Consider the following 14,713-nt stretch of genomic DNA (forward strand, 5'->3'; position numbering starts at 1 on the left):
AGGAATCGCTCTTTGATGCGATTCCTCTGATATCTGGCGATATTGACCATTACGAGGTATAAGCAGGAAAAAAATTTAATGCCATTCAGTTCAAAAACACCGAATAACATATACATTGAGACTGTCAACCACTGTTTTTTCACTCTTGTTATCCCGAGTTGTTTAAAATAAAAACAATATATACCAAGACGAGATCATGAAATTAAAGCTGATTAAATCAGCCTATATCATCACCAGGAAATACATTGTCATTATTAAGTCTTCTATTATTTTTATCAAAATAAATATTTTCAATAATTACTCTACAACTAAATACACAGTCGAGATACCCTGAAAATCAAAAAAACAAAATAAAATTAACAATATAATTAGATATAGATCACATAATAGAAAATAACAACAATAACGAAGAGATATAATCAAATAATTTATTATAAAAATCATCCTTTTCCTTATTCTGTTTTAGCATAGAAATAATCCGGCATAAACAATATATACCGGATTATCACACTAATATTAAATTATTCAATATTGATTAATATATCTGTATTACAACACCTCCCTGTCACAATTGATTGCCAGCACCCTATTCATAGCCTGCGCTAAAGCCGCTTTATTTTCATTCTCCTCCAATAAACTAAAATGGTTACCCGGTACCGCAATCAACTTAAGCGAAGTATCAGATATTATCTGCGCCCAGCCTAGCGACAGTTCTATATTTAACGATTCTGGTTCTTCATCCGTAATAAAAGAGGAGGAAGGTTCTATCGCATAAAATTGATGCAACGTTACCGCTAGTCCTTGCGGCTCATAATTTCCAACTATTTGCGCATAACACTCTATCTGTTCCCAACGTTTTGCGATTAAATCAGCGCGCAGATTGCCCGGGTATAACGCCAACTCCTGTGCTGCTTCAATAAACTGGACTAAATTCAGCTCATTGATTCGCTGGTACAACGCTGCTATCTCCTCAGTGTGTTCTTCCCCAAACTGCCTTGCCAACTCGGTAAAGAACTGATGTTTAGGCTGCATAGGCTGTTCGCTGACATAATGAGGTGCCGGCGAATCAATCAATCCCAGGAAGTTCACCGTCTCACCAGTATGCAAAAGCTGCTGGGCAATGGCATAAGCCAATATGCCGCCGGAAGAGTAACCACATATCCGATACGGGCCCTCCGGCTGAACCGCTCTCATCAAGCTGATCATTCTGGTTACGTGTTCTTCCATCGTTGACATCGGTTCTTCACTGATGGATGACCAGGGAAGGGCATAAATCGGATAGCTTGACTGGATATGTTGAGCCAGCCCGAAGACATAGGAATGGTCCCCCAATCCACTGGGAACAAAGAACAGCGGCAATTCCGTTCCAGCCGTTCGCACCGATATGGCGCTGCTTTGCGGTTGAGACAATAAATCTGACGTGATTTTAGATGCCAGTTCAGACAGCACCGGGAACTGGAATAAAGCATTTAATGTGCAAACCAAACCACAACTGGCGGCAAGATTTGTCATTCGCATGGCAAGCAGAGAATGACCGCCCAGCGTGAAGAAATTGTCATGTCGGCTGACTTGCTCAACCCCAAGCAACTCACGCCAAATAGCTGCCAGTGCAATTTCAGTTTCCCCTTGTGGCGCTTCATAAACCTGATGGGCAAACGCGTCATTATCCAGCGCTGGCAGCATTCGACGATCCAGCTTACCGTTCGGGGTCAACGGAAGTGCATCCAGCCGCACAAAGGCCGACGGCACCATATAGTCAGGTAAAATTGCACTCAAGTAAGCACGCAGGCTATTCGCCAGCCCCTCATCCGTTTGCACCACAACATAAGCGACCAGACGCTTATCCTGCGCGTCTCCCAACGCCAACACCACCGATTCACATACCGCCGGGTGTTCGATCAGCCGGGCTTCAATTTCCCCCGGTTCAATGCGGAAACCGCGGATCTTAACCTGTTGATCATTACGGCCAAGAAACTCCAGATTGCCATCCGGCAGATAACGCGCCAAATCTCCAGTGCGGTACATGCGGGCACCTGGTTTATCACTGAACGGATCGATAAGGAAACGTTCAGCGGTCAATTCAGGGCGATTCAGATAGCCACGCGCCACACCAGCACCACCAATGTACAATTCCCCTACCGCTCCCAATGGCACAGGATGATCCTGGTTATCCAGTAAATAAAGACGGGTATTGGTCAGCGGACGACCAATAGTCGGATAAGGATGCTCAGGCTCTATACAGGCCAGCGTCGCATCTACTGTACATTCCGTTGGACCGTAGACATTATAGGCCGTCAGTTGCGGTATACCGGCTATAGTCTGCCAGGTTTGTATTGGTATGGGTTCACCACCAATCAACAAAATCAATCCTTTTTTATATTGAGACAAACCTGCGGCCAACAGCATCTCTAATTGCATTGGGGTACAGTCCAACACATCAAGATTAGTCGTGACTAAACACTGTAATAAGGCCGCACTATCAGTTCGCACCTCTTGAGGAATAATTACCAGCGTATAACCATTCAGTAGACCTAGTAAGTTTTGCAATACCGCATCAAATGCAATACTTGCGTTCAAGCTAACCCGGTAAGGGGCAGATGAAGGCGCAAATACATTCGCTGTCAACGCTCCATGTAAATTTAAGAGAGAATCATGTTCAACCATTACCCCTTTCGGTATACCAGTCGAACCAGAAGTGTAAATCACATACGCCAGATGCCGTGAAGTCAGCGCCGGTATCTGCGGATTAGTATCCATCTGGTCAGGCAAAATATTGGGGTCCAGTACCGTCAGCCCGATAAGCGCTTCTCTGCCCAGTACAGCACAGCCAGCCTCATCAGCCAGTATCACTGACGACGCAACATCATTCAGGATATGGGTCAGACGTTCACTCGGATAGACCGGATCCAACGGCACATACGCACCGCCGGCTTTTAGCACCGCCAATACCGCCACCACCATTGCCAGTGAACGTGATACGCAAATCACCACCCGCTGGTCCGGCTCTACCCCCAGAGCAATCAGCTGATGGGCCAGCCGGTTGGCACGGGTATTTAATTCAGCATAACTGAGGGTTTGCTCTTCATACACTAACGCGGGCGCATCCGGGGTTTTCTCCACCTGCTGTTCAAACAACTGATGAATACATAACGCATCAGAATACACGGTTTCCGTCGCGTTCCAGGTTTCTAACAGCAATGTACGCTCCGCTTCCGGCACAGTTTCCAACTGCCGTACCGGCGTTTCAGGCGCTTGTTCAAGCGCCTCCACCAAACTCTCCAGCGCCTGTTGCATATAACCGCATATCCGATCCGCATCAAACGGCTGGACAACTTGAGCAGTTAATCCCAGGAATTCACCACAATCCTCCACCGACAACACTAACGGATAATTGGTTCGCTCCTGCGTATCAAGGAATTCGAGCCCACTGATCAGATCATCCTGCGTTGTTGACAATGTATTATGCCGATAATTCAGCAAGCTGCTAAAGAGGGGGATCTCCCCCTGCACATTACTGCAACGCTGGGCCAGCGCCAGTGAAGCATGTTCATGTTCCAAGAGCCCGGCGAGTCGGGTATGGGCAGCCTGTACACTGTCCCGTACCGGGGTATCATCAATATCCAGCCTCAGCGGCAAAGTATTGATAAACAGCCCCATGCCACTATCAGCCCCTTCTCCCGCCGCCATGCGTCCAAACAGCACGGTGCCAAACACCACTTTCTCCTGATCGCTGGTATGCGACAATACCTGGGCCCAGGCCAGATGACACAACGCCGCCAAACTGATACCCAAACGCCGGGCCTGACCACGCAGACGATCATTCAGCTCAGGTACCAACATCCGGTGGGATTCCATCACCTGTGAACCATCACTATGCACCTCCGTCAATCCGAACGGCAGCGTGGGTTCATCCACCGCCGCCAGCATATCGGTAAAGAAGCGGATATGCGCTTCCTGACTGATCCCCAACCGGGCCTCAGCTACCAAATTACGGAAAGAAACTGGGGGAAGCAGGCTGTCCTCCTGTCCGGCAAGATACGCCTGAACCTCACGGTTCATCACGTCCATCGTGGTATGATCGCCAATCAGGTGATGCTGCAATTGCAGGACAATCCAGCGGCCATCGGCTTCTTGCGCCACCACAAACCGCAACAATGGTGCCTGATTCAGATCAAGACGATAATAACTAGGATTAAAACGTTGAGCCAGTTGTTCACAAATCGGCCCATCAGCCGGGTCCAGAGTTAATTCAATGACCGATAAAGGAGCCTGACGCCAGACGACCTGAGCCGGCACAGACAACTCCTGCCAGATAAAGGCGGTACGCAAAATATCGTGACGATCAACCACCTGTTGCACCGCCGCCAGATAACGGTCCAGCTTAGTCCGCTCAGCAAAGGCCATCTGGCTGACCACCAGATACGGATCCCCTGCGCTTGCCAGTAAATGGTGGAACAAAATACCGTCCTGCAATGGCGACAGGGCATAGATATCTTGAATATGGCTCACCCCGCCCGGCACCTGTCTGACGATACAGTCAATGTCAGCCTGAGTCAGATCGATCAGCGGCAACATCTCCGGGGTAAGCGTCGTCGTCGTTGACGTAATGACGTTAGACGGCACTATCACAGCCTGATGCTGTCCCAATGTTTGGGCTAAATCTGACAGTATTGGAGACTGGAACAGATCACGCGCCGTCAGGGTTAACCCTTGGTGACGCAGGCGTTCAATCATACTCACCGCAAGCAGTGAATGGCCGCCCAGGGCAAAGAAATTATCATACCGGCTGATCTGTTCAATCCCCAGTAATTCACGCCAAATCGCCGCCAGGGTCATTTCCATTGCGCCTTGTGGTGCCTGATAAACCTGACGGACCACGTTTTCATTGTCCGGGGCCGGTAGTGCACGACGATCCTGCTTACCGTTCGAGGTCAATGGAAACTCATCCAACCGCACAAAGGCTGACGGCACCATATAATCAGGCAAAATTTTACTCAGGTGAACACGCAAGCTATTCACCAGCCCGTCATCCTCCGGTGCCACTACATAGGCCACCAGCCGTTTATCCGCCCCATCACCTAATGCCAACACAGCCGCCTCACGCACCGCCGGGTGATCTACCAGATGTGTCTCAATTTCCCCCGGTTCAATACGGAATCCCCGGATTTTGACCTGTTGATCGTTGCGGCCCATAAACTCCAGATTGCCGTCTGGCAGATAACGCGCCAAATCCCCGGTACGGTACATGCGTGTATTCGGGTTATCACTAAACGGATCCACCAGGAAACGTTCAGCAGTTAACTCAGAACGATTGAAATAACCCAAGGCTACCCCATCCCCCCCGACATAAATTTCTCCAACTACCCCCAACGGCACTGGCTGACCATACGCATCCAGCAGATAAACACGGGTATTCGCGATTGGCCGACCAATGGGGACCCGGATCGCTCCCTGCGTTAATGCCTTGATAGGATACATCGTGGTAAAGGTGGTTCCCTCACTCGGACCATAAGCCTGCAATAATTGTTGTGGCGGGCGATTATCCAAAACCTTGGCAATCACATGTAAATCGGGAATATCTCCCCCAAAAATCAGGATCTTAATCTGCGGAAGAATTGGAGATAACTCTACCACCAACCGGTTAAATAACCCGATAGTCAGCCACAGAACCGTGATGCGGTGAGCCTGTAGAACCCGTATTAATTCCGGTGGTGTCAATAATGTGGCGCGGTCGATAACCACTAGCACGCCACCATTGAGCAATGGTGCCCAGACTTCAAACGTGCTGGCATCGAAAGCCGGGTTAGCCGTAAAGGCAACCTGATCATCCGGTCCAATTTCAGCATAGCCATTATTGATGACCAGCCGGACCACCGCACGATGAAGCACTACCACCCCTTTTGGCATTCCAGTCGAGCCGGAGGTATACATGATATACGCTGATTCGGTACTAAAACGCGGTAAGTCAAGGTTGAAACACGCTTCCTCTCTACTCGTATTCTCCTCATCAGAGAGACGAAGCAGCGGAACAGTCAGGTCAGCCGGAATATCAGTCTGTGTATCGGTGAGCAACAACCTGGCGGAACAATCACTTATCAGCCAGTTTTTCCGCTCATTCGGCACATTAGGATCAATCGGCACGTAAACGGCACCAGCTTTGAGAATCGCCAATTGGGACACCACCAGTTCTATCGATCGCTCAAACAAGATCGCAACATGATCACCAAGACCAATCCCTTGCTTAATCAGCTGACGAGCCAACCTATTAGCACGAGCATTCAATTCCATATAGCTCAGGGTTTTATCTCCTGCTATTAGTGCTATCGCCTCTGGGGTCTTCTCCACCTGTTGTTCAAACAACTGATGGATACATAACTGGTCAGGGTAAACTGTTTCTGTCGCGTTCCAGGTTTTTAACAACAATCTACGCTCCGCTTCCGGCAGGATGTTCAGGGCTCGTACCGGTGTCTCCGGGGCTTGCTCAAGCGTCTCCACCAGACTTTCCAATGCCTGCTGCATATAACCGCACAGGTTTGCCGGATCAAGCGGCTGCACGACCTGAGCGGTCAGCCCCAGAGATCCACCAAAGTCCTCCACTGACAGTATTAACGGATAGTTGGTTCGCTCTTGTGCACTCAGAAATTCAATACTGTCTATGATGTCATCCGATGTTGTCGGCAAGGTATTGTGCCGATAATTCAACAGGCTATTAAAGAGCGGGATATCACCCCTCACCCCGCTGCAACGCTGGGCCAGCGCCAGTGACGCGTGCTCATGTTCCAATAGTTCGGCCAGCCGGCTATGGGCAGCCTGTACGCTATCCCGTACCGAGGTCTCATCGATATCCAGCCGTAGCGGCAAGGTATTGATAAACAACCCCATACTGTTGTCTGCCCCTTCCCCCGCCTGCATACGCCCAAATAGCACGGTGCCAAACACCACTTTTTGTTGATCGCTGGTGCGCGACAATACCTGGGCCCAGGCCAGATGACACAACGCTGCCAAACTGACGCTCAGATGTCTCGCCTGATGCCGCAAACGGTTATTTAGCTCGGCTGACAACATCCGGTAGGATTCCGTCACCTGCGAGCCATCACGATGCACTTCCGTCAAACCAAACGGCAGGGTGGGTTCATCTACCTCCGCTAACAGATCAGTAAAGAAACGGGTGTGTTCTTCCTGACTCACCCCCAACCGGGCTTGTGCCACCAAATTGCGGAACGGTGTCGGTGCAGGCAGACTCTCCTCCTGCCCCGTCAGATACGCCTGTACTTCACGGTGCATCACTTCCATCGTTTCATGATCGCCAATCAGGTGATGCTGCAATTCTAATACAATCCAACGGCCATCAGTTTCCTGAGCAATAACAAAACGCAATAGTGGTGCCTGACTCAGGTCAAGACGATGCTGACTTGGATCAAAACGCCGGGTTAACTGGTCACTGACCGGGCCGTCGGCCGGGTTCAGTGTCAGTTCCGTTACCGACAATTGGGCCTGACGCCAGACCACCTGTGCCGGCACTGACAATTCTTGCCAGATAAAGGCGGTACGTAGAATATCGTGCCGATCAACTACCCGCTGAACCGCCGTCAGGTAACGATCCAACAGAGCCCGGTCAGCAAAGGCCATCTGCTCCACCAACAGATACGGATCCCCTTCGTTTGCTAGTAAGTGGTGGAATAAAATACCATCCTGCAACGGTGACAGTGCATAGATATCCTGGATATTGCCCATCCCGCCCGGCACCTGCCTGACGATACGGTCAATGTCAGCCTGAGTCAGATCGATCAGCGGCAACATCGCCGGCGTCAGTACCGTAGTATCCAGTGTAATATGGTTGTCAGGCACCTGAATTTCATCATGCTGAACCAGGGACTGTGCCAAAATACAGAGTGTTGGATACTGGAATAGCGTTTTTACCGATACACTCAGGCCGATACGCCGCAATCGATCGATCATGCGCACGGCAAGCAGCGAATGTCCCCCCAAGGCAAAGAAGCTGTCATACCGGCTTATCTGCTCAACCCCTAGCAACTCACACCAGACTGCCGCCAGCATCGTTTCCATCTTCCCTTGCGGGGCTTCATAGACCTGACGGGCAAATGCCTCCTCCCCCGGTGCTGGCAACGCCCGGCGATCCAGTTTGCCATTCGGGGTCTGCGGGAAGGTATCCAGCCGCACAAAGGCCGCCGGGATCATATAATCAGGTAAAACGGCGCTCAGGTGTTCACGCAAACGGGCAGCCAACCCCGCCTGCACTTCCGCTGTCACATAAGCGACCAGCCGTTTTCCTTGCCCATCATCCAACACGAGCACTGCCACCTCTTGCACTGACGGGTGTTCCATCAACCGAGTTTCAATTTCCCCCAGCTCAATACGGAAACCCCGAATTTTCACCTGCTGGTCGTTACGGCCCAAGAATTCCAGATTACCGTCCGGCAGATAGCGGGCCAAATCCCCAGTACGATACATCCGCGCACCGAATACTGGACTAAAAGGATCCGGTATAAAACGTTCAGCGCTCAATTCCGGCTGGTTAAGATAACCCCGTGCTACACCCACTCCGCCAATATACATTTCGCCAACACAGCCTAATGGTACTGGCTGACCGTATCTGTCCAACAGGTAAACACAGGTATTTTTAAGTGGTCGGCCGATAGAACTATCATCTGTCGGGGATAAGATATCCTGGCAGGTCGCCGTCACGGTATTTTCTGTCGGGCCATATGCGTTCAACAGCCGGGGCCGATGGATTTCCCGGGCAAACCAGTCCTGAATGGAACCCTTTTTCACCGCATCACCACCAATGATAATTAACCGGAGACAATCCGGTAGCGGTAATGCACTGTTGTCTCTGACAATCAGTTCGGACCAAAATAATGTAGGCAGAGACATCACCGTGACACGGTTCTGCCAGGCCAAGGCAATAAATTCCGACATAGAAGCCAGCCAACGGTCATCACGCATGACCAACGTAGCGCCATTACATAATGTCGAGAAACATTCTTCCACTGAAACGTCAAAAGCAAAGGAAGCAAATTGCAACATCCGATCTTGCGCCGTGATCGCGTAAGTTTCATTAAAGCCCAAGTGACGCTGATACACCGCCTGATGTTCCACCATCACCCCTTTCGGTTGCCCAGTTGAGCCAGAGGTATAGATGACGTAAACCAAGTGCTGTGGCGTCAACGCAGGGACCTGCGGGTTGCGGTCCGACTGGTCTGGCAAAGTATTCGGGTCAAGTACCGTCAGCCCGCCCAACACCTTATCACCCAATGCTGCTCGTCCGGTCGCATCAGCCAACGCCACTGACGGAGTAGTATCATTCAGAATATACGCCAACCGCTCCAACGGATAGGTTGGATCCAACGGCACATAGGCCCCGCCAGATTTCATCACTGCCAGCAATGCCACCACCATTGCCGGGGAACGTGACACACAAATCGCTACCCGCTGATCCGGCTCGACCCCCAGAGCAATCAGTTGATGGGCCAGCCGGTTGGCGCGGGCATTTAGTTCGGCATAACTGAGGCTCTGCTCTTCATACACTAACGCCGTCACCTCTGGGGTTCTCTCCACCTGTTGTTCAAACAACTGATGGATACATAACGCCTCAGGATAAGGGGTTTCCGTTGCGTTCCAGGTTTCCAGCAACAGCTTGCGCTCCGCCGGTGCCAGGATATCGATCTCCCCGATCCGCTGTTGAGCATGAGCGGCCATAGCTTGCAGCACCGTGTGCAGATATCCCACCTGTCGCTCCATTGTCGATTGATCAAACAGAGCAGTGGCATAACTCAACGCACCGACAATCCGGCCCTCCTCTTCTGACAAGCCCAGTTCAAGATCAAACTTGATAATATCAACGGCTTGATTGACCGGTGACACGGCCAGCCCCGGTAGTTGCCATGCCGTGCTCTCATTGTTCTGCCAGGCAAACATTACCTGGAACAGCGGGGTATGCGCCAGTCGGCGCGGCGGCTGTACGATTTCCACCACCCGCTCAAATGGTAAATCCTGATGTTCCTGTGCCGCTAAGGCGGTCTGCCGTACACGCGCCAATAATTCAGTCACCGTCAGATCACCCGAAACATCCATGCGTAACGCCAGCGTATTGACAAAGAATCCGATCAACGGCTCCACTTCCTGACGACTGCGGCCTGCACTCGGTGTGCCAATCACCACATCGTCCTGACCTGACAGACGCGACAGGACCACCGTCCAAGCTGACAACAGGGTCATAAATAACGTGACACCGTGCTGCTCACTCAAGCGTTTAAGTGCCGTCGTTAATGCCGTATCCAGGTTAACCGGCACGGCATTCCCGACAAACGACTGCTCAGACGGACGAGGCCGATCAGTAGGCAAATCCAGTAAGACCGGCGCGTCAGCCAGCAGAGTACGCCAATAGTCAGATTGAATCTGAACACGTTCCTCTGACAGCCACTGACGCTGCCAGGCAGCATAATCCGGGTATTGAATCGCCAGCGGGGGCAAGGGATCCGGCTGTCCGGCCAAAAACGCCGAATAGAGTGCGCTCAGTTCCCCTACCAGCACATCGACAGACCAACCATCGGAAATAATGTGATGCTGGGTGAGCAGGAATCCGTATTCGTCATCGGTAAGCCGGATAAGACTGGCGCGGATCAGCGGGCCACGGTTAAGGTCAAATGATGCGCGAGCTTCCTCGGCGCACAAGCACTCAAGAACACCCTCCGCATCCGGGAGCCCGCGCAGGTCATGTTGAGATAACAGCAAGCCGCCATCCGGTGCCAACAGCCGCACTTGTGGCTGCCCTTCAATGGAGACAAAGACAGAACGTAACGCTTCATGGCGAGCAAACAAAGCGTTAAGTGCTTGCTGCCAAGCGACAATATCCAGCTGACCACGCAAACTCAACGCGATCGGGATATGATAAGTCTCACTGACGCTATCAAGCTGAGCAAGGAACCACAAGCGCTGTTGAGCGAATGACAACGGCAACTCACCCTCGCGGGATATCGGCAGGATGGCAGACAATGCTCTGTCTTGCTTATCAAGCTGGGTAGTGCTGATCTCCTCAGCAAAGGCAGCCAAAGACGGGAATTTGAACAGCCTGGTCAGCGGCAATTCAACATCGAAAGCGGCCATCCGGTTCATCACCCGTACCGCCAACAGTGAATGCCCCCCTAGGGCAAAGAAATTATCATGCCGGCTGATCTGTTCAATGCCCAGGATTTCACACCAAATCGCCGCCAAGGCAATTTCCGTTTCTCCCTGCGGTGCCGCGTAAACCTGACGGGCAAACGCCGCTTCGTCCGGTGCTGGCAGCGCACGATGATCCAGCTTACCGTTCGGGGTTTGTGGGAAGGTATCCAGGCGCACAAAGGCCGCCGGTATCATATAGTCAGGTAAAATCGCACTCAGGTGCTCACGCAAACAGGCAACTAACCCGTCATTCGCTTCCGCCACCACATAAGCCACCAGACGTTTATCCTGCCCATCTTCCCGCGCCAGTACCGCCGCCTCTTGTACCGCCGGGTATTCCAGTAACCGGGTTTCAATTTCACCTAGCTCAATACGGAAGCCGCGAATTTTAACCTGTTGGTCGTTACGGCCCAGGAATTCCAGGTCACCGTCCGGCAGGTAGCGGGCCAAATCGCCAGTCCGGTACATCTGCGCACCGAATACCGGATTAAAAGGATCCAGTATAAAACGTTCTGCGCTCAGTTCTGGCCGGTTAAGATAACCCCGCGCCACACCAACGCCACCAATATACATTTCACCCACGCAGCCTAATGGTACCGGTTGACCATATTGGTCCAGCAGGTAGATGCGGGCATTTTTAGCCGGCCGGCCAATAGAATGCGTATCGGCTGGGGATAACACCTCCTTATAGGTCACCGTCACGACATTTTCCGTCGGACCATAACCGTTCAACAACCGGGGCCGGTGGCCTTCCTGCCTGAACCAGTCCTGAATAGCATTCTTTTTGACCGCCTCACCGCCAATGATGATGAGTCGGAGGCAATCCGGCAGCGGTAACCCCGTCTCTCTGGCCGCCAGTTCAGACCAGAATAAAGTTGGCAGCGATACCACTGTAATACGATATTGCTGGGTTAAGGCAATAAATGCCGGCATTGAAGCCAGCCAGCTATCATCGCGAAGAACTAACGTCGCGCCATTGCATAATGATGAGAAAAAATCTTCCACTGAAACATCAAACGCAAAAGCGGCAAATTGCAACACTCGGTCTTGCTCCGTGACGGCATAAGTCTCATTAAAACCCAGATACCGTTGATAAATCGCCTGATGCTCTACCATCACCCCTTTCGGCTGCCCGGTTGAGCCGGAGGTGTAAATCACATACGCCAGATGCTGAGGCGTCAACGCCGGGACCTGCGGGTTGCTGTCCGGCTGGTCAGGCAGAATGTTCGGGTCAAGTACTGTCAATCCCGCCAACGCCTCCTCGCCCAGCACCGCCCAGCCGGTGGCATCAGCCAGGACCACTGCCGGCGCCGTATCATTCAGGATATACGCCAGACGTTCCCCCGGGTAAGTTGAGTCCAGCGGCACATAAGCCCCGCCAGCTTTCAGCACCGCCAGCAATCCCACTACCATCGCCGGGGAGCGTGCCACACAAATCGCCACCGGCTGGTCGGGTGTGACACCCAACGCAATCAGTTGATGGGCCAGACGGTTGGCACGGGCATTTAATTCGGCATAACTCAGCGTCTGCTCTTGATACACCAGTGCCGTCGCCTCCGGAATACGTTCCACCTGTTGCTCAAACAACTGATGAATACATAACGCCTCAGGATAGACGGTTTCCGTGGCATTCCAGGTTTCCAGCAACAACGTGCGTTCCGTTTCCGGCAGGATATTCAGCGCCCGTACCGGCGTCTCCGGTGCCTGCTCAAGCGCCTCTACCAGACTCTCCAGCGCCTGCTGCATATAACCGCATATCCGGTCCGGATCAAACGGCTGTACTGCACTCGCCGTCAGTCCCAAAGTGGAACCCCCGTCCTCCACCGACAACCCAAAGGGATAGTTAGTGCTCTCCTGTCCGCCCAGGAATTCAATCCCGGCCATCGTTTCATTCAGCGGATCCGGTTGATCATTATGCCGATAGTTCAGCAGGGCACTAAAGAGCGGCGTACCACTGGCAACCCCGCTGCACCGCTGGGCCAGCGCCAGTGACGCATGTTCATGCGCCAGCAATCCGGCCAGCCGTAAATGGGCCGCCCGCACGCTGTCCCTAACCGGGGTATCATCGATATCCAACCGTAACGGCAGGGTATTGATAAACAGCCCCATCCCATTGTCAGCCCCTTCTCCCGCCGCCATGCGCCCAAACAGCACGGTACCAAACACCACTTTCTCCTGACCACTGGTATGTGATAACACCTGGGCCCAGGCCAGATGACACAGCGCCGCCAGACTGACACCCAAATGCCGGGCCTGATGGCGAAGACGATCATTTAACCCGGTAGTCAGCATCCGGTAGGATTCCGTCTCCTGCGAGCCATCATGATGCACGTTCGCCAGCCCAAACGGCAGCGTAGGTTCATCCACCGCCGCTAACATGTTGGTAAAGAAGCGGGTATGTTCCTCCTGACTGATACCCAACCGGGCTTGCGCCACCAGATTGCGGAACGGCACCGGCGCAGGCAGGCTATCCTGCTGTCCGTCCAAACAAGCTTGTACTTCACGGTTCATGACGTCCAGTGTGGTATGGTCGCCAATCAGATGATGCAGCAATTGCAGTAATAACCAGCGGCCATCGGTCTCCTGAACCACGACAAAACGCAGCAGCGGTGCCTGACCTAAATCAATACGATAATGACGGGGATTAAAACGTTGAACCAGTTGATCGCCAATCGGCCCATCAGCCGGGTCCAACGTCAATTCAGTGACCGACAATAGTGCCTGACACCAGACCACCTGTGCCGGCACTGACAATCCTTGCCAGATAACAGCCGTACGCAGAATATCGTGCCGATCAACCATCTGTTGTACTGCGGCCAAATAACGGTCCAACAGCAGCCTGTCAGCAAAAGCCATCTGGCTGATCACCAGATACGGATCCCCTTCATTTGCCAATAAATGGTGGAACAAAATGCCATCCTGCAATGGCGACAAGGCATAGATATCCTGAAGATTAGCCACCCCACCCGGCACTTGCCTGACGATGCGGTCAATGTCAGCCTGAGTCAGATCGATCAGTGGCAACATTTCCGGCGTGAGTGTCGTCGTCGCTGACGTAATGACATTCGGTGGCACCACCACAGCCCGGTGCTGCCCCAACGTTTGAGCCAAGTCTGATAACACCGGAGACTGAAACAGATTACGCACTGCCAACGTCAACCCCAAGTGACGCAAACGTTCAATCATCCGTACCGCAAGCAGAGAATGACCACCCAACGCGAAGAAATTGTCATGTCGGCTAACCTGCTCAACGCCCAGCAACTCACACCAAATTGCCGCTAATGTGATTTCCGTATCCCCTTGTGGCGCTTCATAAACCTGACGGGCAAACGCTTCATTATCCGGTGCCGGTAGCGCCCGGCGATCCAGCTTGCCGTTCGGGGTCAACGGAAGCGCTTCCAGCCGCACAAAGGCCGTTGGTACCATATAATCCGGTAAAATAGCGCTCAGATGGGTACGCAGGCTATTTGCCAGCCCCTCATCCGCTGTTGCCACCACATAAGCCACCAAACGCTTATCCTGCGCATCC

The 14,713-nt window shown here is 52.3% G+C and carries 1 protein-coding gene; it reads right to left on the reverse strand.

Annotation, left to right across the window (positions count from 1 at the left end; all coding sequences use genetic code 11):
- Nucleotides 1–549 precede the first annotated feature (549 nt).
- A partial coding sequence (locus ACGF7G_RS19265; protein WP_387467637.1) for an amino acid adenylation domain-containing protein occupies nt 550–14,713 on the reverse strand: 14,164 nt, incomplete at its 5' end.

The organism is Photorhabdus sp. RM323S (assembly GCF_042879375.1).
Classification (GTDB): Bacteria; Pseudomonadota; Gammaproteobacteria; order Enterobacterales; family Enterobacteriaceae; genus Photorhabdus; species Photorhabdus tasmaniensis.